Consider the following 24,139-nt stretch of genomic DNA (forward strand, 5'->3'; position numbering starts at 1 on the left):
GCGTCACCCAGACCGTCCGGCGTTCGAGGACGAGCGCCGAGGAGACCCCCGGCCCGACTACCGGCCCGCCTCCTTCGACACCAACGCCACCGCTTCCTCCACCTCGTCGGTCAGGTGGAAGAGCAGCAGGTCCTTCTCGGATGCCTTGCCCTGCGCGATCAGGGTGTTCTTGAGCCAGTCGACGAGGCCGCCCCAGTACGCGGTGCCGAAGAGGACGATGGGGAAGCGGGTGACCTTCTGGGTCTGGACGAGGGTCAGCGCCTCGAAGAGTTCGTCGAGGGTGCCGAGACCGCCGGGCAGGACCACGAAGCCCTGCGCGTACTTGACGAACATCATCTTCCGGACGAAGAAGTAGCGGAAGTTGAGGCCGATGTCGACGTAGGGGTTCAGGCCCTGTTCGAAGGGCAGCTCGATGCCGAGGCCGACGGAGATGCCCTTCGCCTCGCAGGCACCCTTGTTGGCGGCCTCCATGGCGCCGGGACCACCCCCGGTGATCACGGCGAAACCGGCTTCGACGAGACCGCGGCCGAGGGCGACCCCCGTCTCGTACTCGGGCGAGTCCACCACCGTACGCGAGGATCCGAAGACACTGATCGCGGGCGGGAGTTCGGCCAGGGTGCCGAAGCCTTCGATGAACTCCGACTGGATGCGCAGCACCCGCCACGGGTCGGTGTGCACCCAGTCGGAAGGACCACCCGCGTCCAGAAGGCGCTGATCCGTGGTGCTCGCCTGTACCTGACTCCGCCTGCGCAGCACCGGTCCGAGCCGCTGCTCGTCGGGTGGCACCTTCTTGCCCTCGGGGTTGCCGGTAGCCATGTCCGCTCCCTTCCCACCGCTCGCGGTCGTTCCACCCCAGCGTAGATCTACGCGGGTTACGGAGGGGGGACGCGAGTATGTCCGCCATGAACCGCCCCGAGATACGGCTCAGGCGGTCAGCCAGGCGCGCAGCCGCTCCTCGCCCGCAAGGACCTTCGCCGTCTCCACCCGCTCGTCGCGCTTGTGGGCCAAGTGCGGGTTGCCCGGGCCGTAGTTGACCGCCGGGATGCCGAGCCGGCTGAAGCGGGAGACGTCCGTCCAGCCGTACTTGGGCTGCGGGGTCCCCCCGACCGCCTCGATGAAGGCGGCGGCCGCCGGGTGCGAGAGGCCGGGGAGCGCGCCGCCGCTGTGGTCGTCGATGACGAACTCCTCCACGCCGCAGTCCCCGAAGACCTCGCGGACATGGGCGATGGCCTCCTCCTCGCTGCGGTCCGGCGCGTAACGGAAGTTGACGGACACGACGCACTCGTCCGGGATGACGTTGCCCGCGACTCCGCCCGAGATGCCCACCGCGTTCAGGCCCTCGCGGTATTCGAGGCCGTCGATGACGGGGTAGCGCGGCTTGTACTCGGCCAGCCTGGCCAGGATCGGGGCCGCCGCGTGGATCGCGTTCGAGCCCATCCAACTGCGCGCGGAGTGGGCGCGCTCGCCCTTCGTCTTCAGCAGTACCCGCAGCGTGCCCTGGCAGCCACCCTCGACCTGGCCGTCGGAGGGCTCCAGGAGGACCGCGAAGTCACCCTCCAGCCACTCGGGGTGGGCGTCGGCCACATGCTTCAGACCGTTCATGTGTGCCGCGACCTCTTCGTTGTCGTAGAAGACGAAGGTGAGGTCGCGGTTGGGGTCGGGGACCGTGGCCGCGATGCGGAGCTGAACCGCGACGCCCGACTTCATGTCGCAGGTGCCGCAGCCCCACAGCACACCGTCCTCGTCGAGGCGGGAGGGGACGTTGTCGGCGATGGGGACGGTGTCGATGTGGCCGGCGAGGATGACGCGCTCGGCGCGGCCCAGGTTCGTCCGCGCCACCACGTTGTTGCCGTACCGGTCGACCGTCAGGTGCGGCAGGGCGCGCAGGGCGGCCTCGACGGCGTCCGCGAGCGGCTTCTCGTTGCCGCTCTCCGAGGGGAAGTCGACCAGCTGCGCGGTGAGCTCGGCAGCGTCCAGGGTGAGGTCAAGGGAGGTGTCGGCCATGCCTTCGACCCTAGCGCCCCTGGGCGCCCGGTCCCGCTGACGGCCGGTCCCGCTGACGCCCGGTCCCACTGACAGCCGGTTCCTCTGACAGCCGGTTCCTCTGACGCCCGGTCCCGCTGACGGCCGGATGCGGCCGGATATGGACGGACGGATATGGACGGATGTCCCGAAGCGCCGGTCGGCACTCGGGTTGTCCACAGCCCCAAGCGCCGCCGACAGTGGCCTCCAGTACCTTGTACGACGTGCCAGAGCCGTCCCCCACTCCTGTCCGGCGCGGCCGCCTCCTCCGTTTCGGGGGGGCCGTCGTGGTCCTGCTCGCGCTCGCGGGGTATCTCACCGTGCAGTACCTCACGGGAGGCACCGGCGCGCCGAGATGCAAGGTCGTCTCGGGCAAGGGCGACGGGGCGTCGTACGAGTTCACACCGGAGCAGGCGGTCAACGCGGCGACGATCTCGGCAGTCGGCACCTCCCGCGGCATGCCCGAGCGCGCCGTGACCATCGCCCTCGCGACCGCCCTCCAGGAGTCAGGGCTGCGCAACATCCAGCACGGCGACCGTGACTCGCTCGGCCTGTTCCAGCAGCGGCCCTCGCAGGGCTGGGGGACGACGAAGCAGATCATGGACCCGACGTACGCGGCGGGGGTGTTCTACGAACACCTGGCCAAGGTGGCCGGCTATTCGCGCCTTCCGCTCACCGTCGCCGCGCAGCGTGTGCAGCGCAGCGGCTACCCGCAGGCGTACGCGAAGCACGAGCCGGACGCCACGCTGCTCGCCGCGGCCCTGACCGGGCGCGCGGCGGCCACGCTGACCTGTGAGGGGCGCCCCGACGCGACCCCGCCCGGCGGCGCGGACTCGGTGCGGGCTGCGCTCGTACGGGACTTCGGGCGCGATGTGCTGCAGGAAGCAGGGGCCGACGTGGGCGCCGAGGGCGTCTCCGCCTCGCCGTCGGCGGCCGCTTCGGCGTCGGCCTCGCCCTCCCCGACGGGCGGCGGGGGCCGGACCGTGACCGTCCCCGTGCGCAAAGAGGTCACCTCCGGGACCGGCGTCCGACAGCGCGGCTGGGAGCTGGCGCACTGGGCCGTGGCCAACTCCTCGGCGCTGCACATCGAGCGGGTGTCGTACGCGGGGCGGGAGTGGACCGCCGGGAGCACCGACAGCCAGTGGCGCGCCTCCGACGCGCAGGGGGGCCCGGACGCGCGGGAGTCCGCCGCCGCGGTCCGAATCGTCACTGGGCAGTAGTACGGGTCCTCACCCGTTGGAGGGACCCGTTCCGCGGCGCGTCGACGATGTGCGCAGGCATTCGCGCACTCACTCCTCCGTCCGTCGAATCCCTTGAAAACAAAGAGCCGTAAGGATTCGGCAGACTTTCCGACCGGGTGCCTTTTGCCCGCTTTTATCCGCAGATGATAATGCGACGCATTGCCAACTCTTTACGTCGGACCACCGCAACCTTCGTGGGCTTCGAGCGGTAGTCACTGCGTCCGAGCCCGGAACGATCACCTTCGGTCGGTCGGCAGCCAGTCGGTCAACTGCCGGGCGCGGTCGGACACTTCAACGTTCTCTCCCGTCTAAGGAGCATCATGTCCCTCCCCCTGACCCGCCGGATCGCCCGTGCCGCGCTGCTCGTCGCAGCGGGAGCGGCAGCCGGGGTCGGTGCGGCCGGCTCCGCCAGCGCGGCGGCCGAACTGCCGGCCACCCCCAACCTCGGCGGACTGACCGCCCTGGACGGGGCGAGCGTCGGCAACACCGTTGACGGAGCGGCTCAGAACGCCACCGGCCTCGCGGGCACGGCCGGCGGCAACACGGTCAAGAAGGCGGTGCCGGCTGCGGGCAAGACCGCTGGCAAGGTCGCCAAGATGGCGACGCCGGCCGCGCAGAAGGTGGCCGGGGATGCGGCGGGGCAGGCCGGGGGTCTGCTCGGCGACACCGCGAAGACTGCCACCAAGGGTGGGCTGCCGACGGACACCGTCACCAAGGGCGGTCTGCCGACCGACACCGTCACCAAGGGCGGGCTGCCGACCGACACCGTCACCAAGGGCGGGCTGCCGACCGACCAGCTGCCGCTGAAGACTCTCCCGCTCGGCTGACGCCGGGTCTGTACGGCTACGGGGGTCCAGGGAAGTGTTTCCCTGGACCCCCGTTTCGCTTGCCCCTGCCGGGGCTGGGGCCTGCCTGCACGGCACCCGGCGCTGTCGGCCGTGCCCACCGTTCCGCCCTGCGGAACATGCCCACAGTGGCAGCGGTAGCGATAGCGGCAGCTGCGGCTCGGCCGCGCACAGCGCGGTTACCGCGCCAGGCGTTCCACCGCTGCCGCTACGCGCTCGTCCGTTGCCGTCAGGGCTACGCGTACGAACGTGTCGCCCGCCTGGCCGTAGAAGTCGCCGGGGGCCACCAGGATGCCCCGCTGTGCCAGGTGGGCCACCGTGTCCCAGCAGGACTCGTCGCGGGTGGCCCAGAGGTAGAGGCTGGCCTCGCTGTGCTCGATGCGGAAGCCGTGCTTCAAGAGGGCGTCGCGCAGGGCCGTACGGCGGGCGGCGTAGCGCTCGCGCTGGTCGCGGACGTGGGTGTCGTCCGACAGGGCGGCGACCACCGCGGCCTGGGTCGGAGCCGACGTCATCATGCCGCCGTGCTTGCGGATCTCGAGCAGGTCGCCGAGGGCGGCGGGGTCGCCCGCCAGGAACGCGGCGCGGTAGCCGGCCAGGTTCGAGCGCTTCGAGAGGGAGTGGACCGAGACGATCCCCTCGTACGAGCCGCCGCACACGTCCGGGTGCAGGACCGAGACCGGGTCGGCCTCCCAGCCCAGCTCGATGTAGCACTCGTCGGAGAAGACCAGGACGTCGTGCTCGCGGGCCCAGGCGACGATCCGGGTCAGTTCGTCCTTCGACAGCACCTTGCCCGTGGGATTGGAGGGCGAGTTGAGCCAGAGGAGCTTCAGGTCCGTCGGGTCCAGTTGCGTGGGGTCGTCGTAGGCCTCGTACTCCGCGCGGGCCAGGCGCGCGCCCACCTCGTACGTCGGGTACGCCAGGCGCGGGTAGGCCACCTTGTCGCCCGGGCCCAGACCCAGCTGGGTCGGGAGCCAGGCGACGAGCTCCTTGGAGCCGACGATCGGCAGGATGTGGCGGTGGGTCACGTCGCGGGCGCCGAGGCGGCGCTCGACCCAGCCGGTGATCGCGTCGCGCAGCTCGGGTGTGCCCCACACGGTCGGGTAGCCGGGAGAGTCGGCCGCCGCGATCAGCGCTTTCTGGATCAGCTCGGGCACCGGGTCGACCGGGGTACCGACGGACAGGTCGACGATGCCGTCCGGGTGGGCGGCGGCCGTCTTCTTGTACGGCTCCAGCTTGTCCCAGGGGAAGGTGGGCAGGCGGTCGGAGACTGCGGACACGGTTCTGGCTCACTTTCTCGTACGTACGAGCCGTCGTACGGCAAACGCCTCGGTCCCGTACGGCGATCGTGCCGTACGGGACCGAGGCGGCGCGTGTGCGGGCCGCTTACTGGTTCTGCGGCGGCAGCGCTGCGATGAAGGGGTGGTCGCGCTCGATCAGGCCGAGCTTGCTGGCGCCGCCGGGCGAGCCGAGTTCGTCGAAGAACTCGACGTTCGCCTTGTAGTAGTCCTTCCACTCTTCAGGAGTGTCGTCTTCGTAGAAGATCGCCTCGACCGGGCACACCGGCTCACAGGCTCCACAGTCGACGCATTCGTCCGGGTGGATGTACAAGGACCGGGAGCCCTCGTAGATGCAGTCGACCGGGCACTCCTCGATGCACGCCTTGTCCTTGACGTCGACACAAGGCTGCGCGATGACGTAGGTCACGCTGTCGTTCCTCCTCGATAGGGCGCTGGCGGGCCTCCGTAGGCTCCGCCGCCTGGCGCGCGGGAGCGCGGCGTCGTCGATGCCCGCCCCTAGTATCTCCGTTCTTGGGCATGATCCGAACAGGAGGGGTGAACTGACCTGTGGAAATCTCTGCCTCCGGCCGCCTTGAGGTCCGTATCACCGCTGCTGACGTGGGCAAACGTGTCTCTGTTCGGCGGATGATCAAAGATGCCGCCGAGGGTGAGAAGTTCACCGACACGGTCGGTGTTCTCACATCATGGAACGAAGGTGTGCTGCTGATCACACGACGGACCGGTGAACGTGTCCGGATCGCGGAATCCGCGCTGGTCGCGGGCAAGGTCGTGCCGTCCGCTCCGGCGCGTCGGCGGGGCCCGGCGGCCTCGTACGAGGAGCTGGCGCGGGTCGCCGCGCGGGCGTGGCGGCCGGTGGAGAGCGAGCGGCTCGGCGAGTGGGAGCTGCGGGCGGCCTCCGGTTTCACCCGGCGCGCCAACTCCGTCCTGCCGCTCGGCGACCCCGGCGTGCCGCTGGACGAGGCGCTGACGTACGTCCGGGACTGGTACGCCGCCCGTGACCTGCCCGCGTACATCCAGACCGCGACCGGGGCCGAGGGCACGCAGGAGCTGCTGTGCGCGGAGCTGGAGGCGCGCGGCTGGACGCGTGAGGTGACGGCCGAGCTGTGGATCGGCTCGCTCGCGCCGATCGGGGACCGGGAGGCGCCCGAGGTCGTGCTCTCCCGCGCGGCGGACGACGCGTGGCTGGGCCGCTATCAGCGGAAAGGGCTGAGCGAGGTGGCCCTGAAGGTGCTGGGCAGTGGGCCTTCGGTGTGGTTCGCGACGGTGCCCGGTGCCACAGGGGAGGCTCCGGCCGCGATCGGACGCTGCGTGGTGGACGGCCGCTGGGCCGGTTTCGCGGCGGTCGAGGTCGATCCCGCCCACCGCCGCCAGGGACTCGCCACCGCCGTCATGGCCGCGCTGGCCCGTCGGGCCCTGGACGAGGGCGCCTCGGCGGCCTGGCTCCAGGTGGAGGACGACAACGCGGGAGCGCGGGCGATGTACGCGGAGATGGGCTTCGGGCCGCATCACGCGTACCACCACTATCGGTGGGTGCCGGACGCCGACGCCGGGGAAGGCGCTGCCGAGCGGCCTGGCGCGCGAGGCCTCGGCCCGCTCGCCGCCGGTGCTGTGTGCCGGACCGACGGGCCGACCGGTCACCGGAACGAGCCGACCAGTGACCAGAACGGGCCGAGCGGCCACCGGAACGGCGAGAGCGGCGGTTTCGGTGTCGGCGACTCGTATCGATCGGCGTGAAGGGGCACGAGCCAGTTATGCGTTCCCCTCAGCCACCGGAACCGGAGCGGGCCGCCGAGGTGCGGCGGCGGTTCGCCGATGAGGCGCGGGCCGAGCGGCCCGATCTGGCGCTGCTGTGCCTGCTGGTGGGGGCCGCGGCGGACGGGACGCTGGACGAGGCCGGGATGGACGCGGCGCAGATCGAGCTGGACCGGCTGGCGGGGCAGCTGCCGTTCCGCCCGGGCGGGCCGCGGTCCTGGGCGGCCGCGCTCGGTGAGCTGCTCGGCGGGCGCTGCGGGTTCCGGGGGGCGCCGGCCGACTACCAGCGGCTGGAGTCCTCGCTGCTGCACGAGGTGCTGCGGCGGCGGCGCGGGCTGCCGATCCTGCTCTCCGTGGTGTGGATGGAGGTCGCGCGGCGGGCCGGTGCGCCGGTGTACGGGGTCGCGCTGCCGGGGCACTTCGTCGTCGGCTTCGGGCCGCCCGAGCAGCAGGTGCTCGCCGATCCCTTCGACGGGGGGCGCGTCCTCACCGGGTCCGACGCGGAGCTGCTCGTCGCGGGGGCGACCGGTGCCCCGCTCGACCCGTCGATGCTCTCGCCCGCCGACACGCTCGACGTCGTGCTGCGCATCCTGAACAACATCCGGGCCTGGGCCGCCGCCCGGCCGGAGCGCTCCGACGTGTCGCTGTGGGCCGTGGAGCTGTCCCTGCTGCTGCCCTCGCATCCGGCGCGGCTGCGCTACGAGCGCGCCCAACTCCTCGTCCAGCGTGGCGACTTCCTTGGGGGTGCGGCCGAACTCGACGCGTATGCCGATGTGGTGGCCGCCGTCGATGAACCGGCCGCGGCCCGGGTGCGCCAACAGGCCCAGGCCGCGCGGGCGATGCTCAACTGAAGCCGGGGAAGGGCTTTTTCGCCCCCTCCGCCCCTACCCGTCCCGTATCCGCCTTTCGGCTGCGAGTGTGGGGGGCTTGTCGCGCAGTTCCCCGCGCCCCTGAAAGGGGCGGCAGAACCCCGGATACGGGACGGGCGGGGGCGGGGCAGAGGCGAAACGACGCTTGGCCGCTGCCTTACAGCCAGCCCTTCTCCCTCGCCGTGCGGACCGCTTCCGCGCGGTTGCGGACCGCCAGTTTCTGGATGGCCGTGGAGAGGTAGTTGCGGACGGTGCCCTGGGACAGGTGCAGAATCGTGGCCAGCTCCGCGTTGGTGGAGCCGTCGGCCGCCGCGCGCAGGACCTCGCGTTCGCGGTCGGTCAGGGGGTTGGCACCCTCGGCGAGAGCGGCGGCTGCCAGGGTGGGGTCGATGACCCGGTCACCGGCCAGTACCTTGCGTACGGCTTCGGCGAGTTGGGCGGCCGGAGCGTCCTTGACGAGGAAGGCGTCGGCGCCGGCCTCCATCGCGCTGCGCAGATAGCCGGGACGGCCGAAGGTCGTGAGGATGACCAGCTTGAGACGCGGAAGCTCCTTGTGGAGTTCGGCCGCCGCCTCGATGCCCGTCCGGCCGGGCATCTCGATGTCGAGGAGCGCGACATCGACGTCCAAGGCACGGGCCGCGGCCAGCACTTCGTCGCCGCGCGCCACCTGAGCGACCACCTCGATGTCCGGTTCGAGGCCCAGCAGCGCGGCCAGCGCCTCGCGGACCATCGACTGGTCCTCGGCGAGCAGGACCTTGATCGTGCGGCTCATGCCCCGGATCCTACGGGGTGGCCGCCCACGGCAAGGGGGGCCTCCGTCGGTACGCGCGCGACCAGCCGGAAGCCGCGCCGCACCCTCCCCGCTTCCAGCGATCCGCCCGCCTTCTCCAGGCGCTCGGTCAGCCCGGTCAGACCGTTGCCGTGGGCGCCCCCTGAACCGCCCGAGCCGTCGTCCTCCACGGACAGTTCGAGCACCGGACCGTCCAGCGTCTGACGTCGGACGACCTCCACCGCGCAGCGCCGGGCCCCGCTGTGCCGTACGACATTGGTGACCGCCTCGCGCAGCGCCCAGGCCAGCGCGGACTCGCTCTCCTCGGGGACGCCGCCGAGGTCCGGTTCGGCCGGAAGGTCGGCGGTGACGCCCGCGGCGGTCAACGCGACCTGCGCGCCCGCGAGTTCGCCGGCCAGCCGGGGCCGCCGGTAACCCGTGACCGCCTCGCGCACGTCCACCAGGGCCTGGCGGCTGACCTGTTCGATGTCCGCGACCTGCTGAGCCGCCTTCTCGGGGTCGTCGGGGAGCATCCGGCCCGCCAGCTCGCTCTTCAGGGTGATGAGGGAGAGTGAGTGGCCGAGCAGGTCGTGCAGATCGCGGGCGAGGCGCAGGCGCTCCTCGTTGGCGGCGAGCTGGGCAACGGTGGCGCGGGCCTTGCGCAACTCGATGGTCGTACGGACCAGTTGACCGACGCCGGTCATGGCGAATCCGATGAGCAGCACCAGCAGGGCCAGGTTCTGGGCCTCCTCCCGGTCGACCCGGCTGCCGACGAGCAGCATCACGCCGGTCGTCGCCGGGATCGCGCCGTACGCCAGCCGCAGCGGCAGGGTGGACCCGCAGGCGACGGACACGTAGCAGTACAGGCCCAGCCAGGCGCCGCCGAGTGTGAGGCACAGCAGGGTGGCGAGCGCGCCCAGGACCAGGATGAGGCCGACGACGAGCCGTCCGGTGAAGGGCTTGCCCATGTTCCGGAAGACCAGCGACAGATACACCCCGACGAAGGCCGCGAGGCCGAGCCAGCCCGCCACGGTGCCACCGGTGGTGTGGTGCCCGGAGACGAGGTCCTTCACCGGTGAGCTCAGGAACACGAGCCAGACGCCGATCCACAGCACCTTGCGCCGCAGCTCGGCCCGGTTGCGGGGCGGCTGCCCCGTACGCATCAGCCGCTCCGACCGGGACTCGTCGTCGCACCGCGGGTCTTCCGTCATGGCACTCACGCCTTCAGCGTGTCCTTCCGGTACAGCCAGGCCGCGCCGCCCGCGAACAGGACGAAGAAGACGGCGAGGATGGCGATGTCCTTGGCGTGCGGGGCCTGGCTCTGTTCGATGGCCTGGCCCAGCGCAGCGTACGCGTGCGTGGGCAGCCACTTCGCTATGTTCTGCAGCCAGTCCGGGAAGGTCGTCGCCGGCATCCACAGGCCGCCGAGCATCGAAAGGCCGAAGTAGGTGATCATGGTGATCGGGCGGACCGCGTCGCCGCTGGCGAGGTAGCCGATGGCGACACCGAGCGCGGCGAAGACGAGGCTGCCGGCCCAGATCGCCCCGGTCAGCGCGAGCCACTGCCAGGCATCCAGGCGTACGTGCTTCACGGCCGCGGCGACGACGAAGACGATCACGATCGAGGGGAGGCTGACGACGGCGGCACTGGCGGTCTTCGCCAGGACATAGCCGCGGCCCGGCAGGGTGGTCAGCCGCAGCTGCCGCACCCAGCCGCTCTCGCGCTCCTTGGCGATGCGCTCGCTGTTGCCCATCAGGACGGCCGTCAGGGCGCCGAAGGAGGCCATGGAGACCATCATGTAGGTCGGGATGGTGAGGCCGGTGCCGTCGACCTTGGCCGTGCTGTCGGCGTTGCCCGCGATGAGCAGGAACAGGGCCGAGGGGTAGATCACCGAGAAGAACAGGAACTTGCGGTTGCGCAGCGCGCGGGCGAGTTCCAGTCTGATGAGGCTGTTCACTTCGACTTCGCCTCCTCGGCGGCCGTGATGGCGACGAAGGCCTGCTCCAGGCCGAGCCCGGCCACTTCGAGATTGCGGGGGTAGACACCGAGCCCGTACAGCGCGTGCACGGTCGCGTCGGCGTCGGAGGACTGGATGCGGACGGTCTGGCCCGACCCCGCGGTGGAGCCGCTGTTGGACACTGTCATCGACGTCAGGAAGGGCAGCGACCGCAGCGCACCCTCGTCGATCGGGCCCTCCAGGTCGAAGGCGATGCGGCGGACGCCGGCCTTGGCCTTGATCTCGGCGGCGGTGCCGTCGGCCAGCAGACGGCCTCGGTGCAGGACCAGCACGCGGTCCGCGATCGCGTCGGCCTCCTCCAGGTAATGCGTGGCGAACAGGACCGTACGCCCCTGGTCGGCCTGCTCGCGCATGGTGGCCCAGAAGGCCTGACGGGCGGAGACGTCCATGCCAGTGGTGGGCTCGTCGAGGACGATCAGGTCGCTGTCACCGGCCGTGGCGAGGGCGAAGCGGACACGCTGGGCCTGGCCGCCGGAAAGCTTGTTGACCTTGCGGTCGGCTATCCCCGAGATGCCCGCACGGGCCAGTACGTCGGTGGCCCGGAACGGCTTGGGGTGCAGATCGCAGGCGAGCTTGACCAGTTCGCCGACGGTGACCTCGTCCATCAGCCCGCCACTCTGCAGCATGGCGCCCACCCGGCCTGCGACGATCGCCTCGCGCGGGGTGGTGCCGAACACCCGGACCGCGCCGCTGTCGGCGTGCTTGAGACCGAGGAGCAGGTCCAGCGTGGTCGACTTGCCCGCGCCGTTGGGCCCCAGCAGAGCGACGGTCTCGCCCGGGTGCAGGTCGAGCGTCAGCCCGTCGACGGCCCGGACGCTCCCGTAGGCCTTGGTCACCGATTCGAACCCGACCACCGAGGTGGTGGCCGTCGCAGTCGTTGTCATGTGATCCATCGTGGCGGCGCGGGAGGGGCCGTCGGCAGTGCTGCGTGTCCTCAGTCGCGGATGACAGATGTCATACCGCGCCTCTCCCCCGTCCTGTCCTGGCGTACGACAGGGGGGCACCCGGCCAGGGAGACCATGGCCGGGTGCCCTCCGGAGAGCGGCAGCGCGAGCGCCCGCTAGCTGGGGTTGGTGGAGATGGTGACGATGCGGTCGGCAGTCGTCTTTCCGAGCAGCGCCTGCCCCAGAGCCGAGGCCACGTCCTCGGGGCTCACGGCCTTCTTGCTGCCGTCGCCCTTGGTGATCGTGACCCCGTCGAAGGCACCGCCGTACAGCTCCTTGAGGACCTTGAGGTCGTAGTGCTGGACGAGCTTGCCGTTGACCGCCTGCACGCTCAGGAACTTCCAGATGGAGTTCTGCGGGCTGAAGGAGATGGTGTGGACGGCATCCGTGCGCACCGTGACGTTCGCGGACATCGCCGGCTTCGCGAACTTCGTCATCATCCGGTCGACCTCGGCGTTCGAGACCGTCGGCTGACGGGTCTTGGTGGCAACCTTGACCGGCGTGGTCGTGCCGGTCTCCACCTGGGTGCGGTACGCGTCCTCGACGGCCTGCGTCGAGGACGCGACGTCGATGCCCTTGCCCGCCTTGCCGTACACGGCGACAGCCTTGCCGGCCTCGAACTTGATGGTGCCGTCGCTCACCGAGCCGGAGCCGCCCGCGGCGCGCTCCAGGGCGGCCTGCAGCTTCTCCTCGTCGACCGGCATCACGGGCTCGACGACGCGCTCCTGGCCGAACAGCGAGCCGATCACCGAGACGGGGTTGTAGTCACTGCCCGCGGCGGCGCGGACGGTGGCCTGGCTGTCGAGCTGGAGCCCGGCCTGGTCCGGCTTGAGCGAGACGGTGTCGCCGTCGACCGACAGCTTGAGCGCCTTGTTCGTACTGGCGCCGAAGGCGTCGTCGAGCTTCTTGGCGGCCTCGTCCCGGGTGCCGCCGCCGATGTCGACGCCGAGCACGGTGGTGCCCTTGGGCACGTCCGAGTGGTTCATGAGCAGCCCGGCGCCGTAGGCGCCACCGGCGACGACGAACACGCCGACGCCCAGGAGCTTCAGCTTGCTGCGGCCCTTCTTCTTCGCCGGCTTCGACGAAGCGGGGGGCTGCTGGACCGGCGCGGGCAGCTTCGGCGGGGTGTGCGGCAACGGGCCGTCGGTGTGCGTGCCCGGCCCGAACGGGGAGTTCTGGGCGGGCGGTACGACGGGGATGCCGCTGGTCAGCGTGTGCCCGGAGACGTTGTCCACGGGGCCGCCGTAGCCACCGGCGCCCGGCTCGGGGGCAGGCTTCTGCGGCGTGAGGATCGCGGTGTCGTCGCTGAGACCACCGCTGAGACCGCCGTGCGGGGTGACACCGGGCGCGCCGGGAGCGCCTCCCGGGTATCCCGGGCCCGGGCCCGCGGCCAGGCTGCCCGGTGCCGCGCCCGGACCGACCGGCGGCACCAGCGGGCCGTCTCCGGTGACCGGACCGCCGGTCGGGCCGGCGGGGCCGCCCTGACCGCCCTCCGAGAAGTACGGAAGATCGTCGCGGCGCGGTTCGCCGCCGCTGCCGGCTCCGACGGACGGGAAGGAGCCGGTGTTGTTCAGCGCCGCGGAGACGTCGAAGGAACCGGTGCCGCCGCCGTGGCCGGGTGCCACGGGTCCAGCGCCGGTGGCACCGGGCAGCCCGGCACCGTTCGTACCGCCGCCGGGGCGGGGGGCGTTCGCACCGCCGGGCCGGGCGCCGCCGGTGGCACCCAGCGGACCGGCACCGTGCGCGGAGCTCGGACGCGCACCGCCCGGAGCGCCAGGACGCCCGCCCTGCGCTCCCGTGGAGTCGGCCGCGCCCGCGGGACCCGAACCGCCCGGCAGGCCCGCCCCGTTGGTGGACCCGCCGCCCGGCCCGCCCTTGGGCGCACCGGCCTTGCGGGGTGCGAACCAGTCGCTCGTCTTCTCCTCGGCCGCGGCGGGCGCCCCGGCGGGACTGCCCGCGAGGGCGGACGCGCCCATGGAAGTGGACGTGGTCGTGGACGCGGTGGGGGACGCGGTGGTGGCCGTCGCCGCGGACGCGCTCGTGGGCGAACCGGCGCCCCGCGGCGTCTCCGCGCCTGCACCGGCGCCGTCGGCACCCTCGGTGGACGCGTCCGCGTCCCCGACCGGTGTGCGGACAACGACGGGCGGGATGGGCCGCGATCCGGGGATGTTGATCCGGATCCGCGTCGTCAGCGTGGTCTCGGTCTTGCGCTCCTCCGGCGGGTTGCCGGTGGCCGAACGGCCCGCGTCGGCACCGCTTTCGGAAGCCGTGGGGGTCCCGTACGGCGGCGTCCCCGACGGGTACGCGGCTCCACCGCGCCCGTTGGGCCCGGAGGACGAACTGTCAGTTTCACGACTCAAGGCAGGTTCTCCCGGTTGGCTCCGCCGCCCGTTTACTCGACCTCATCTCGGGCAGCTCGGCGGCGCGCACCACCATACTGGCCGTCTCCGGCGCGCAAACCTCGCCCGGGAAGGAAACCCCCACGGGACCCGCACCTGTTGGATACGGCGAAGTGGTACGTCACTTGCCAAGTCGGACGCCTGAGCCGTCCGGTTGCCGCCCCTGCCCAAGGGTGGCGCACATCACAGCGACGGCCATGCCGCCGAGCAGGAAGAGGTAGGAGACGACTCCCGCGCCGAAGAGGAAGTCGCCCTCGGGGCGGCTGGCGGTGAGCAGGACGACGGCGACCATCCAGCCGGCCGCGGGCGCCACGGCCCCGGCCCGGGACCCGGTCGCCCGCGCGCCGCCGAGGAAGAGTCCGGCCGCGCCCGCCAGCGCGAGCAGCAACCCGCCCGGGAACCAGCCGGATTGCACCAGCGCCCCGGCGGCCCCGACCACCGTGCCGAGCACAAAGAGTCCCAGGTAGGCGGCCATCCGCCCGCCCGAGGGCCGCGTCAGCGGCTGGGCAAGCATGCTCCCGCGCTGTCCCGTCGTACTCATCGCACATCCGCCTCTCGCCGATCGGTCGTCCTCATCGCACGCCCGCCTCTCCCCGACCGGTCACGATGCCCGCGAACAGGTCCGTCTCCCGCGTCGCCGGCCGCTCCCCGCGCACCAACTCGTAGTACTCGGTGGTGAAGAGGGGTTGCGCGAGCTGGTTCGAGAGGACGAACCAGGGCTCGGCCACCTCGATCTGGGTGGCGTGCGCCCGCATCGCGGCGGCCTTGGCGGCGCCGTACGCGGTCCCGTCGATCTCGGTGGTGATCACCGGCTCGTCCACGACGCCCGGTACGTCGTCGACGGTGGCGGCCTCGGTGAACGGCAGCCGCGGCAGCGTCTCGCGCAGCCGGGCGAAGCCGTCGTCGGCCACCGGGCGCGGCACCCGGTTCCAGTAGATCTTGGCGATCTCCCAGGGGTCCCCGAGGTCCCGGCGGAAGGCGGCCTCGGCGGCCAGCTCGGCGGCGCGCATGGCCACGCGGTGGGCCTGGATGTGGTCCGGGTGCCCATAGCCGCCGTGCGGGTCATAGGTGACGAGCACCTGGGGGCGTACCTCGCGGATCACCTCCACCAGGTACTCGGCGGCCTCGTCGACGTCGGCGGACCAGAAGGCGCCCGCGCGGTGGTTCTGCGCGACGCCCATCATCCCGGAGTCGCGAAAACGCCCGGGGCCGCCGAGGAACCGGTGATCGGTGACGCCCAGCTCCTTCATGGCGGCGGTCAGCTCACCGATCCGGTGCGGGCCCAGCCCGCCGTCGCGGTCGGGTGCCAGATGCGCGAGCTCGGACGGGATGACCTCGCCCTCCTCGCCGAGGGTGCAGGTCACCAGCGTCACATGGGCGCCCTCGGCCGCGTACTTGGCCATGGTCGCGCCATTGTTGATCGACTCGTCGTCCGGGTGCGCGTGCACGAGGAGCAGACGCCGGTCGGGCAGTTCCGTCATGGAACCCACCCTACGAGGCGAGCGCCCGGCCACTCGGCCGGGCGCGGCTCAGAACTTGATGCTGCCGATCATGCCCGCGATGTTCGTGGTCAGCTCGTTGATCGTGGGAGCGACCGTGGAGGAGGCGAGGTAGAACCCGAGCAGGACGCACACGATGGCGTGCCCGCCCTTCAGCCCTGACTTCTTGATCAGAAGAAAGACGATGATCGCCAGCAGCACCACCGCCGAAATCGAGAGTGCCACGGCGGCTCACCTCCAAAGATCCCAGGGACTTGGGGTCCGGTATGGGGGTCGGACACGGGGGGTCGGTAAATCCATACAACAGCCAGCAGGTTGATACCCACGCAGCGCTAGTGATCATAACTATCCGTACGCGCGCATCGATCGGCGCACGGCCGCACAAGGGGGCGCATGGCCAATATGGTCAAGGCATGACGACCGAGCCTCTTTCCTTCCCGCGCCGGTACGCCCGCACCCAGCGGTTCACCTCCGGCGCACCCCGCGCGTTCACCGTGTCTCCCGACGGTTCCCGTGTCGTGTTCCTGCGGTCCCGCTCCGGTACGGACCGGGCGAATCAGCTGTGGGTCCTCGATGTGGCGGAGGGCGAGGTGGGGGTCCCCCCGGCCGGAGGCTGGGGGAGGGTGGCGGCCGATCCGGCGGCGCTGCTCGGGGGCGCCACCGAGCATCTGTCGCCGGAGGAACGGGCGCGCCGCGAGCGCAGCCGCGAGGGCGGTGCCGGGGTCGTCGGCTACGCCACCGACACGGCGGTCGAGTTGGCCTCTTTCGCCTTGTCAGGGCGGCTTTTCACGGCGGAGCTGCGAGCCGGCACGGCACGTGAACTCCGGGTCCCGGGACCGGTGATCGACCCTCGCCCCTCCCCCGACGGACGGCTCGTCGCGTACGTCGCCGGGGGCGCCCTGCGTGTGGTCGGCGCCGAGGGCGAGGACGACAGCGCGCTCGCGGAGCCCGAATCGGACTCGGTTTCCTATGGATTGGCCGAGTTCATCGCGGCCGAGGAGATGGGGCGTTCACGTGGGTTCTGGTGGTCGCCGGAGAGCGACCGGCTGCTCGTCGCGCGGGTCGACGACATGCCCGTACAGCGCTGGTGGATCTCCGATCCGGCGCATCCGGAACACGATCCGCAGCGGGTCGCGTATCCGGTGGCCGGCAGCGCCAACGCGGACGTACAACTCTTCGTCATCGGCCTCGACGGGGTACGCACGGAGGTCGTGTGGGACCGGGCACGCTACCCGTATCTGGCGCATGTGCACTGGTCAGCGGCGGGTGCGCCGCTGATCCTGGTGCAGGCCCGGGATCAGCGCAGCCAGCTGTTCCTGGCCGTGGCGCCGGACACCGGGGCGACCCGCATGGTGCACGCGGACGAAGATCCACAATGGCTGGATCTTTTCGCCGGTGTGCCGTGCTGGAGCCCCGGCGGACAGCTGGTGCGGATCGCCGACGAGGGCGGCGCGCGGGTGCTCGCGTTCGGTGAACGTCCGCTGACGGGACCGCAGTTGCATGTGCGCGCAGTGCTCGACGTGTCGGACGACGACGTGCTGATCTCGGCGTCGGCGGGCGAGGCCGCGGCCGCCCCGGAAACGGGCGAAGTGCATGTGTACCGCGTCAACGAGCTCGGCATGGAGCGCGTCTCACAGGAGCCCGGCGTGCACTCGGCGGTGCGCGCCGGAGGCGTGACCGTGCTCGTCTCGTCGGTGCTCGACCAACCGGGCACCCAGGTACAGGTGCTGCGCGAGGGAAAGCGTGTGGCGACCGTGCCCTCATATGCCGAAAGTCCTGGTTTGTCCCCGCGCGTGACCCTCACGCAGGGGGGCGCACGGAAAATCCCATGCGCCGTGCTTATGCCCACTGACTACGACGGTGACAATCTCCTCCCGGTCCTCATGGACCCCTACGGCGGCCCGCACGGCCCCCGGGTGCTCGCCGCACACAACGCCCACCTCACCTCGCAGTGGTTCGCCGACCAGGGCTTCGCGGTGATCGTCGCCGACGGCCGGGGCACCCCCGGCCGCTCCCCCGCCTGGGAGAAGGCGATCCGCGACGACTTCACGCTCTCTCTCGACGACCAGGTCGACGCGCTCCAGGGCCTTGCCGAGACCTTCCCCCTCGACCTGTCCCGGGTGGCGATCCGCGGCTGGTCGTACGGCGGCTGGCTCGCGGGGCTCGCCGTGCTGCGCCGCCCCGACGTGTTCCACGCGGGCATCGCGGGGGCCCCGGTCGCGGACTGGCGGCTGTACGACACCCACTACACGGAGCGGTACCTCGGTGACCCGGCGGCGACCCCGGACACCTACGCGAAGAGTTCGCTGATCACCGACGAGGGGCTCTCCGCGGCCGCCGAGCCGCACCGGCCGCTGATGATCGTGCACGGCCTCGCGGACGACAACGTGGTGGTGGCACACGCCCTCCGGCTGTCCTCTGCGCTGCTGGCCGCGGGCCACCCGCACGAGGTGCTGCCGCTGTCGGGGGTCACGCACATGACCCCGCAGGAGCAGGTCGCGGAGAACCTGCTGCTGCTCCAGGTCGATTTCCTGAAGCGCTCCCTGGGGCCGGCCTAGCCGACACGGCAACGGACCGGGGCGACATGGCGCGCCCCGGTCCGTTTACGGCACCCGCACGGCCGTACGTTGTTCAGATTGACGCGTCCGTATATCGGGATCGGGTCGGCCAAGTTGCCTGCGTGTTAACGCGGTTGGTGCGCATTTATACGGCTATTTCGCCGCGCCGCCATGATAGTCCGGTGGCTCCTCCGGCGGTACCACCTGCTTCTCCTCGGCGAAGTGGCAGGCCGAGTCGTGCGCGGCCGGGCCCTCGGTGAGCCGGAACTCCGCGGGCACCGCGAGCAGCGGCACCTCCAGCGCGCACCGCTCCTGCGCCTTCCAGCAACGGGTACGGAAGCGGCATCCGGACGGGATGTTCGCCGGCGAGGGCACGTCCCCGGTGAGGATGATCCGCTCCCGGTGCTCACGGGCCTCCGGGTCGGGCACGGGCACGGCGGAGAGCAGGGCCTGGGTATAGGGGTGTGTCGGGTGGTCGTAGATCTCGGCGTCCTTGCCGGTCTCCACGATCCGCCCGAGGTACATCACGCCGACCCGGTCGGAGATGTGCCGCACGATGGAGAGGTCGTGCGCGATGAAGACGTAACTCAGGTCGAACTCGCCCTGGAGCCTGTCCAGCAGGTTGATCACCTGGGCCTGCACGGAGACGTCGAGCGCGGAGACCGGCTCGTCGGCGACGATGATCTCGGGGCGCAGCGCCAACCCCCGTGCGATGCCGATGCGTTGGCGCTGGCCGCCGGAGAACTGGTGCGGATAGCGGTTGATGTACTCGGGGTTGAGCCCGACCACATCGAGCAGGTCCTGGACCTTGCGCCTGCGCTCGCCCTTCGGCGCGACCTCGGGATGGATCTCGTACGGCTCCCCGATGATGTCGCCGACGGTCATGCGCGGGTTGAGCGAGGTGTACGGGTCCTGGAAGACCATCTGGATGTTGCGGCGCACGGCCTTCAGCGCTTTGCCGGACAGCCGGGTGATGTCCTCGCCGTAGTACTTGATCGTCCCGGCCGTCGGCTTCTCCAGGTTGACCAGCATCTTGGCGACCGTCGACTTGCCGCAGCCGGACTCGCCGACGATGCCGAGGGTCTCGCCCCGGCCGAGATGGAAGTCGACGCCGTCGACCGCCTTGACGGCGCCGATCTGCTTCTTGAAGAGAATGCCCTGGGTGAGGGGGTAGTGCTTGACCAGGCCGCTGACCTCGAGAATCGCCTCAGGCATCGGACTCTCCCGCCGCGCTCGCTCCCCCGCCGCTCCCGGAATCGAGCGTCTCTCTCCAGAAGAAGCAGGCGCTCCTGCGGTCCTCGTCCACCTCAGCGAGCGGCGGCACATCGGTCCGGCAGATGTCCTGGGCCATCGGGCAGCGCGGATTGAAGGCGCAGCCCGGCGGGATCCGCATCAGGTTGGGCGGCAGGCCCTTGATCGCATAGAGCTCCTTGCCCTTCTGGTCGAGCCGTGGAATCGACTCCAGAAGCCCCTTCGTATAGGGGTGCGCCGGGGCCTTGTAGATGTCGTGGACCGGCGCCGACTCGACGATCCGGCCCGCGTACATCACCGCGATCCGGTCGGCGACGTCCGCGACCACCCCGAGGTCGTGGGTGATGAGGATGAGCCCCATGTTGAGCTCGCGCTGCAACTCGGCCAGCAGGTCCATGACTTGGGCCTGGACGGTGACGTCGAGCGCGGTGGTCGGTTCGTCGGCGATGATCAGCGCGGGTTCCAGGGACAGCGCCATGGCGATCATGATGCGCTGGCGCATACCGCCGGAGAACTGGTGCGGATAGTCGCGCACCCGGTCGGCGGCCGCCGGGATCCGCACCCGGTCCATCAGCTCGATCGCCTTGGCCCGGGCGTCCTTCCGCGACATCCCGCGGTGCACGGTGAACATCTCGCCCAGCTGGTCGCCGACGCTGAGCACGGGGTTGAGGGAGGACAGCGCGTCCTGGAAGATCATCGCCATCTCGGCGCCGCGGACCTTGCGCCGCTCGTCCTCCTTGAACTTCAGCAAGTCCTTGCCCCGGAAGAGGATTTCACCGCCGGTGATCTTCCCGGGCGGCATGTCGAGGATGCCCATCACGGCCTGCGCGGTGACCGACTTGCCGGAGCCGGACTCGCCGAGCACGGCGAGCGTCTCGCCCTCGTCCACGCTGTACGTGACTCCGTTGACGGCCTTGGCGACCCCGTCCCTGGTTCTGAACTCCACGTGCAGATCGCGCACTTCGAGCAGCACGGCGGTCACCTCAGCTTCGGGTCGAGGGCGTCGCGCACCGCGTCGCCGAGCATGATGAACGCGAGCACGGTGATCGCGAGCGCTCCGGCCGGCCACAGCAGCATGTGCGGGGCGTTGCGGATGTAGGCGGAGGCCGACGAGATGTCGATGCCCCAGCTGACCGTCGGTGGCTTCAGGCCCACTCCGAGGTACGAGAGCGTCGCCTCCAGGGAGATGTACGTACCGAGCGCGATGGTCGCCACCACGATCACCGGCGCGACGGCGTTGGGCGTGATGTGCCGCAGCAGCAGCCGTGAGTTGGAGGCGCCGAGGGCGCGGGCGGCCTGTACGTAGTCGTTCTGCTTGATGGTGATGACGGAGCCGCGCGCGATGCGGGAGATCTGCGGCCAGCCGAGCAGCACGATGAACCCGATGACCGGCCAGATCGTATTGCTGGTCACCACGGAGAGGAGGACAAGACCGCCGAGCACGACGGGGATGGCGAAGAAGATGTCGGTGATCCGGGACAGGAAGGAGTCCCCCAGCCCGCCGAAGAACCCGGCGAGGCCGCCGAGCACCGAGCCGAGGAACGCGACGCCGAGAGTGGCGCAGACGCCGACGCTGATCGAGACGCGGGTTCCGTACACCGTCCGCGTGTAGACGTCGCAGCCCTGGCCGTCGAAGCCGAAGGGGTGCCCCGGCTGCGAACCTTCCTGGGCCTTGGAGAGGTCGCACTGGAGCGGGTTGCCGGAGGTGATCAGCGAGGGCCAGATCGAGATGACGACCAGGAAGAGGATGACGAGCGCGGAGATGATGAAGACGGGGTTGCGCCGCAGATCGCGCCAGGCGTCGGACCAAAGACTTCTGGGCTTCTCCTGCGGACCCGTGCCCTCCGGTCCTCCCGGGGTCTTCTCGAGGGTCTCCGCCTCGCTGGTGCCGAGGTCCATGGTTCCTCCCATGCCGGTCGGGGCGATGGCGAGGTCTTCCGGGGGAGGACCCTCGGGCCTCCCGGGCCCTGGGCCCCGGAGTGCCCCGGGCTCGTACGGGGGCTGCTCAGGCATAGCGGATCCTCGGGTCGAGTACGGCGTAGAGGAGGTCGACGAGCAGGTTGGCGGCCAGGAAGACGAGGACGAGGACGGTCACGAAGCCGACGACGGTCTGGGTGTTCTGGTGCACGATCCCCTGGTAGAGCTGGTAGCCGACACCATGGATGTTGAAGATCCGCTCGGTGGCGATCGCACCGCCCATCAGTGCGCCAATGTCGGTGCCGATGAAGGTGACGACGGGGATCAGCGAGTTGCGCAGCAGATGCTTCGTGATGACCCGGTGCCGGGGCAGGCCTTTGGCGACGGCCGTGCGGACGTAGTCGGATCGTTTGTTCTCCGCGATGGAGGTCCGCGTCAGCCGGGTGACATAGGCGAGGGAGACGGAGGCGAGGACGAGGCCCGGCACGATCAGCTCACTGAGCGTGGCTTCCGGGGAGACGGACGGTTTGATCCAGCCCCACTCGACGCCGAGCAGCAGCTGGAGCAGCAGACCGGTGACGAAGATCGGCACGGAGATGACGACGAGGGTGAGCAGCAGCACGCCGCTGTCGACGGGCCGGCCGCGGCGCAGCCCGGTGATGACGCCGAGCGCGATGCCGACGACGATCTCGAAGAGGATGGCGACGATCGTCAGCCGGATGGTGACCGGGAAGGCGGAGGCCATCAGCTCGGTGACCTTCTGCCCGTTGAAGGCAGTGCCGAAGTCGCCCGTGAAGATGTTGCCCAGGTAGTTCAGGTACTGCTGCCACAGGGGCTTGTCGAGGCCGAACTCCTTGCGCAGCTGGGCGGCCGTGGCGGGGTCGCACTGTCTTTCGCCGCACAGGCCCGCGATGGGGTCGCCCATCACGTTCACCATCAGGAAGATCAGCAGTGTGGCGCCGAAGAAGACCGGGATCATCTGCAGCAGACGCCTGATTACGTACCGTCCCATGGGGGCTCCGGAGATAGAGGGGGCCAACCCCTGACGCGGGTTCGCCCCCTGGACGGTTCAGCTGACCTTGATCTCGTTGTAGACGGGGACGCTGAACTGGTTGAGCGCCACATTGGAGAGCCGCTCCGAGTAGCCGGCGCTGCCGTTCTGGTACCAGAGCGGGATGGCGGCCATGTTGTCCCGTACGACCCCCTCGGCCTGCTGGAAGAGCTTCACCGCCTTGCTGGTGTCGGTCTCCGCGTTGGCCTGGTCGACGAGCTTGTCGAAGTCCTTGTTGGACCACTTGCCGTCGTTGGAGGAGGCGTTGGTGTAGTAGAGCGGCTGCAGGAAGTTCTGGATCAGCGGGTAGTCCATCTGCCAGCCGGCCCGGAACGGACCCTGCATCTTGTGCTGGCCGATCTGGTTGCGGAAATCGGCGAAGGTGCCGATCGGGTTGCCGACGCACGCCTTGTCGTTGCCGAGCGCGTTGTTGATGGAGTTGCAGACGGCGTCGATCCACTCCTTGTGGGAGCCCGTGTCCGCGTTGTAGGAGAGCTTGACCTGGCCGCCGGGCAGGCCGCCGCCCTCCTGGATCAGCTTCTTGGCCTCGCTCGGGTTGTACTTGCAGGAGTCACCGCACAGCCCGTCCTGGAAGCCGCCGTCCGTGCCGAGCACCGGCGAGGTCCAGTCGGAGGCCGGGGTGCGGGTCTTCTGGAAGATCGTGTTCGTGATCTGGTCGCGGTTGATCGCCATGGACAGCCCCTGGCGGACCTTCTGGGCCCCGCTCGTGTCCCAGTTCTTGTCATAGAACGGGAAAGCGAGCGTCTGGATGATGCCGGCCGGTGTATTGATGTAGCGATCGCCGAGGTCGTTCTTCACGTTCTTGAGCTGAGAGGCGGGCACGTCGTCGACGAGGTCGAGGTTGCCCGCCAGCAGGTCGGTGTAGGCGGTGTTGTTGTCGGTGTAGACCTTCAGGGTCACGCCGCCGTTCTGGGCCTTGTCGTCGCCGGGGTAGCCGTCCCACTTCTTCAGGGCCATCTGCGAGCCCTTGGTGTACGAGTCGATGGTGTACGGCCCGTTGCCGACCGGCTTCTGCACCCAGGCCGCGTGGTCCTCGAAGAACGCCTTGGGCAGCGGCGCGTAGGCCACATAGCCGAGGGTGTCGGGGAACGTCGAGAACTTCTGGTTGAGCTTGACGGTGAAGGTGTTCGTGCCGGTCACCTTGAGCCCGGAGAGGGTGTCGGCGCTCTGGCTGCCCGAGTCGGGATGGACCTTGTCGTAGCCCTCGATGTACCCGAAGAAGTACGCGTTCTTCTGGTTGTTCTTGAGGCTGGCCCCGTAGTTCCACGCGTCGACGAAGGACTGCGCGGTGACGGCCTCGCCGTTGCTGAACTTCCAGCCGTCCTTCACGGTGATCGTGAAGTTCTGCGAGTCCGAGGTCTCGATCTTGTCGGCCAGCATGTCCTCGGCGGCGCCGGTCTTGGCGTCGTACCGCTTCAGGCCGCGGAAGATCATGTCGAGGACCTTGCCGCCCTGCACCTCGTTGGTGTTGGCCGGCTCCAGCGGGTTCTGCGGGTCTCCCCAGGAGGAGGAGAGCGTCCCGGAGTCGTTGCCACCGCCGCCGCTGCCCCCTCCGCCCCCGCAGGCAGTCGCCGTGAGGGCTACCGCCGCCGCGCAAGCGGCCCATTTGGCGTGCGTGGCTCCACGCATGGAGTGCCTCCTCAAGAGTGCGCTGTGCCGTCGGCGCCGGGGCATGGGAAGTCGGCT

The 24,139-nt window shown here is 70.4% G+C and carries 21 protein-coding genes and 1 pseudogene; 5 read left to right on the forward strand and 17 right to left on the reverse strand.

Annotation, left to right across the window (positions count from 1 at the left end):
* Positions 1 to 57: 57 nt before the first annotated feature.
* Both ACZ4RZ_RS01585 and dapE read right to left on the reverse strand, forming a co-directional pair.
* Positions 58 to 816: an LOG family protein gene (locus tag ACZ4RZ_RS01585; RefSeq protein WP_467740951.1), complete on the reverse strand. Its 759-nt coding sequence runs from the start codon at positions 814 to 816 to the stop codon at positions 58 to 60.
* Between the two features lie 108 nt (positions 817 to 924).
* Positions 925 to 2,004, reverse strand: a complete 1,080-nt coding sequence (gene dapE / locus ACZ4RZ_RS01590) for a succinyl-diaminopimelate desuccinylase (RefSeq protein WP_467740953.1) — start codon at positions 2,002 to 2,004, stop codon at positions 925 to 927.
* Between the two features lie 242 nt (positions 2,005 to 2,246).
* On the opposite strand from dapE, the gene ACZ4RZ_RS01595 reads away from it, so the two are divergent.
* Positions 2,247 to 3,242: a VldE C-terminal domain-containing protein gene (locus ACZ4RZ_RS01595; protein ID WP_467740955.1), complete on the forward strand. Its 996-nt coding sequence runs from the start codon at positions 2,247 to 2,249 to the stop codon at positions 3,240 to 3,242.
* Between the two features lie 341 nt (positions 3,243 to 3,583).
* Positions 3,584 to 4,090 carry an ATP-binding protein gene (locus ACZ4RZ_RS01600; protein WP_467740957.1) on the forward strand — a complete coding sequence of 169 codons (507 nt, stop codon included), beginning with the start codon at positions 3,584 to 3,586 and terminating at the stop codon, positions 4,088 to 4,090.
* Between the two features lie 197 nt (positions 4,091 to 4,287).
* Here the strand turns inward: ACZ4RZ_RS01600 and ACZ4RZ_RS01605 are convergent, their stop codons facing one another.
* Positions 4,288 to 5,385, reverse strand: coding sequence for a bifunctional succinyldiaminopimelate transaminase/glutamate-prephenate aminotransferase (locus ACZ4RZ_RS01605; protein WP_467740959.1), 1,098 nt, complete (start codon positions 5,383 to 5,385; stop codon positions 4,288 to 4,290).
* 106 nt (positions 5,386 to 5,491) lie between these two features.
* Positions 5,492 to 5,812, reverse strand: a complete 321-nt coding sequence (gene fdxA / locus ACZ4RZ_RS01610; RefSeq protein WP_018089397.1) for a ferredoxin — start codon at positions 5,810 to 5,812, stop codon at positions 5,492 to 5,494.
* A 140-nt stretch (positions 5,813 to 5,952) separates the two neighbouring features.
* Here fdxA and ACZ4RZ_RS01615 point away from each other — a divergent pair.
* Both ACZ4RZ_RS01615 and ACZ4RZ_RS01620 read left to right on the forward strand, forming a co-directional pair.
* Positions 5,953 to 6,933: pseudogene (locus ACZ4RZ_RS01615) on the forward strand (GNAT family N-acetyltransferase); the annotation flags it as partial.
* Positions 6,934 to 7,157: 224 nt separating this feature from the next.
* Positions 7,158 to 8,009 carry a transglutaminase family protein gene (locus ACZ4RZ_RS01620; protein ID WP_467740961.1) on the forward strand — a complete coding sequence of 284 codons (852 nt, stop codon included), beginning with the start codon at positions 7,158 to 7,160 and terminating at the stop codon, positions 8,007 to 8,009.
* Between the two features lie 175 nt (positions 8,010 to 8,184).
* Here ACZ4RZ_RS01620 and ACZ4RZ_RS01625 read toward each other — a convergent pair whose 3' ends face one another.
* The 8 genes from ACZ4RZ_RS01625 to ACZ4RZ_RS01660 all read right to left on the reverse strand — a co-directional run bounded on the left by ACZ4RZ_RS01625 (position 8,185) and on the right by ACZ4RZ_RS01660 (position 15,880).
* Entirely contained in the window at positions 8,185 to 8,799 is a 615-nt protein-coding gene (locus ACZ4RZ_RS01625) for a response regulator (protein WP_467740963.1), read from the reverse strand.
* The gene (locus ACZ4RZ_RS01630; RefSeq protein WP_467740965.1) at positions 8,796 to 10,007 is read right to left on the reverse strand and encodes a sensor histidine kinase; all 1,212 of its coding nucleotides are present in this window, start codon (positions 10,005 to 10,007) and stop codon (positions 8,796 to 8,798) included. Before ACZ4RZ_RS01630 ends, ACZ4RZ_RS01625 begins: the two co-directional genes overlap by 4 nt.
* A 5-nt stretch (positions 10,008 to 10,012) precedes the next feature.
* Positions 10,013 to 10,753: an ABC transporter permease gene (locus tag ACZ4RZ_RS01635; RefSeq protein ID WP_467740966.1), complete on the reverse strand. Its 741-nt coding sequence runs from the start codon at positions 10,751 to 10,753 to the stop codon at positions 10,013 to 10,015.
* Positions 10,750 to 11,697, reverse strand: coding sequence for an ABC transporter ATP-binding protein (locus ACZ4RZ_RS01640; protein ID WP_467740967.1), 948 nt, complete (start codon positions 11,695 to 11,697; stop codon positions 10,750 to 10,752). Before ACZ4RZ_RS01640 ends, ACZ4RZ_RS01635 begins: the two co-directional genes overlap by 4 nt.
* 176 nt (positions 11,698 to 11,873) lie before the next feature.
* Positions 11,874 to 14,117 (reverse strand): hypothetical protein, encoded by a 2,244-nt coding sequence (locus ACZ4RZ_RS01645; RefSeq protein ID WP_467740969.1) that lies wholly within the window; start codon positions 14,115 to 14,117, stop codon positions 11,874 to 11,876.
* A 160-nt stretch (positions 14,118 to 14,277) separates the two neighbouring features.
* Complete coding sequence (locus tag ACZ4RZ_RS01650; RefSeq protein ID WP_467740971.1) at positions 14,278 to 14,697, reverse strand: DUF6113 family protein; 420 nt, start codon at positions 14,695 to 14,697, stop codon at positions 14,278 to 14,280.
* A gap of 31 nt (positions 14,698 to 14,728) precedes the next feature.
* Positions 14,729 to 15,637 carry an N-acetyl-1-D-myo-inositol-2-amino-2-deoxy-alpha-D-glucopyranoside deacetylase gene (gene mshB / locus ACZ4RZ_RS01655; RefSeq protein ID WP_467740973.1) on the reverse strand — a complete coding sequence of 303 codons (909 nt, stop codon included), beginning with the start codon at positions 15,635 to 15,637 and terminating at the stop codon, positions 14,729 to 14,731.
* Positions 15,638 to 15,685: 48 nt separating this feature from the next.
* On the reverse strand, positions 15,686 to 15,880 hold the full coding sequence (locus tag ACZ4RZ_RS01660; RefSeq protein WP_467740974.1) for a hypothetical protein: 195 nt from the start codon (positions 15,878 to 15,880) through the stop codon (positions 15,686 to 15,688).
* A 188-nt stretch (positions 15,881 to 16,068) separates the two neighbouring features.
* Here ACZ4RZ_RS01660 and ACZ4RZ_RS01665 point away from each other — a divergent pair, with 188 nt between their 5' ends.
* On the forward strand, positions 16,069 to 18,213 hold the full coding sequence (locus ACZ4RZ_RS01665) for a S9 family peptidase (protein WP_467740976.1): 2,145 nt from the start codon (positions 16,069 to 16,071) through the stop codon (positions 18,211 to 18,213).
* A gap of 153 nt (positions 18,214 to 18,366) precedes the next feature.
* Here the strand turns inward: ACZ4RZ_RS01665 and ACZ4RZ_RS01670 are convergent, their stop codons facing one another.
* From ACZ4RZ_RS01670 to ACZ4RZ_RS01690, 5 genes are read right to left on the reverse strand one after another with little or no spacing between them, the layout of a single operon-like run.
* A complete protein-coding gene (locus tag ACZ4RZ_RS01670; protein ID WP_467740978.1) occupies positions 18,367 to 19,428 on the reverse strand; it encodes an ABC transporter ATP-binding protein in 1,062 nt (353 codons plus the stop codon).
* Positions 19,421 to 20,437 carry an ABC transporter ATP-binding protein gene (locus tag ACZ4RZ_RS01675; RefSeq protein WP_467740980.1) on the reverse strand — a complete coding sequence of 339 codons (1,017 nt, stop codon included), beginning with the start codon at positions 20,435 to 20,437 and terminating at the stop codon, positions 19,421 to 19,423. Before ACZ4RZ_RS01675 ends, ACZ4RZ_RS01670 begins: the two co-directional genes overlap by 8 nt.
* Before the next feature lie 5 nt (positions 20,438 to 20,442).
* Positions 20,443 to 21,477, reverse strand: coding sequence for an ABC transporter permease (locus ACZ4RZ_RS01680; RefSeq protein ID WP_467740982.1), 1,035 nt, complete (start codon positions 21,475 to 21,477; stop codon positions 20,443 to 20,445).
* Positions 21,470 to 22,393, reverse strand: a complete 924-nt coding sequence (locus ACZ4RZ_RS01685; RefSeq protein ID WP_467740984.1) for an ABC transporter permease — start codon at positions 22,391 to 22,393, stop codon at positions 21,470 to 21,472. The genes ACZ4RZ_RS01680 and ACZ4RZ_RS01685 overlap by 8 nt, the downstream gene beginning before the upstream one ends.
* A 57-nt stretch (positions 22,394 to 22,450) precedes the next feature.
* Complete coding sequence (locus ACZ4RZ_RS01690) at positions 22,451 to 24,082, reverse strand: peptide ABC transporter substrate-binding protein (RefSeq protein WP_467740986.1); 1,632 nt, start codon at positions 24,080 to 24,082, stop codon at positions 22,451 to 22,453.
* Between the last annotated feature and the right edge of the window lie 57 nt (positions 24,083 to 24,139).

This window comes from Streptomyces sp. NPDC027189, assembly GCF_055566975.1.

Bases quoted from the DNA above. Each gene is read 5' to 3' on its own strand.
- ACZ4RZ_RS01585 (WP_467740951.1), bottom strand. From the start codon at position 816: ATGGCTACCGGCAACCCCGAGGGCAAGAAGGTGCCACCCGACGAGCAG.
- dapE (WP_467740953.1), bottom strand. From the start codon at position 2,004: ATGGCCGACACCTCCCTTGACCTCACCCTGGACGCTGCCGAGCTCACC.
- ACZ4RZ_RS01600 (WP_467740957.1), top strand. From the start codon at position 3,584: ATGTCCCTCCCCCTGACCCGCCGGATCGCCCGTGCCGCGCTGCTCGTC.
- ACZ4RZ_RS01620 (WP_467740961.1), top strand. From the start codon at position 7,158: ATGCGTTCCCCTCAGCCACCGGAACCGGAGCGGGCCGCCGAGGTGCGG.
- ACZ4RZ_RS01625 (WP_467740963.1), bottom strand. From the start codon at position 8,799: ATGAGCCGCACGATCAAGGTCCTGCTCGCCGAGGACCAGTCGATGGTC.
- ACZ4RZ_RS01630 (WP_467740965.1), bottom strand. From the start codon at position 10,007: ATGACGGAAGACCCGCGGTGCGACGACGAGTCCCGGTCGGAGCGGCTG.
- ACZ4RZ_RS01640 (WP_467740967.1), bottom strand. From the start codon at position 11,697: ATGACAACGACTGCGACGGCCACCACCTCGGTGGTCGGGTTCGAATCG.
- ACZ4RZ_RS01650 (WP_467740971.1), bottom strand. From the start codon at position 14,697: ATGAGTACGACGGGACAGCGCGGGAGCATGCTTGCCCAGCCGCTGACG.
- mshB (WP_467740973.1), bottom strand. From the start codon at position 15,637: ATGACGGAACTGCCCGACCGGCGTCTGCTCCTCGTGCACGCGCACCCG.
- ACZ4RZ_RS01665 (WP_467740976.1), top strand. From the start codon at position 16,069: ATGACGACCGAGCCTCTTTCCTTCCCGCGCCGGTACGCCCGCACCCAG.
- ACZ4RZ_RS01670 (WP_467740978.1), bottom strand. From the start codon at position 19,428: ATGCCTGAGGCGATTCTCGAGGTCAGCGGCCTGGTCAAGCACTACCCC.
- ACZ4RZ_RS01680 (WP_467740982.1), bottom strand. From the start codon at position 21,477: ATGCCTGAGCAGCCCCCGTACGAGCCCGGGGCACTCCGGGGCCCAGGG.
- ACZ4RZ_RS01685 (WP_467740984.1), bottom strand. From the start codon at position 22,393: ATGGGACGGTACGTAATCAGGCGTCTGCTGCAGATGATCCCGGTCTTC.
- ACZ4RZ_RS01690 (WP_467740986.1), bottom strand. From the start codon at position 24,082: ATGCGTGGAGCCACGCACGCCAAATGGGCCGCTTGCGCGGCGGCGGTA.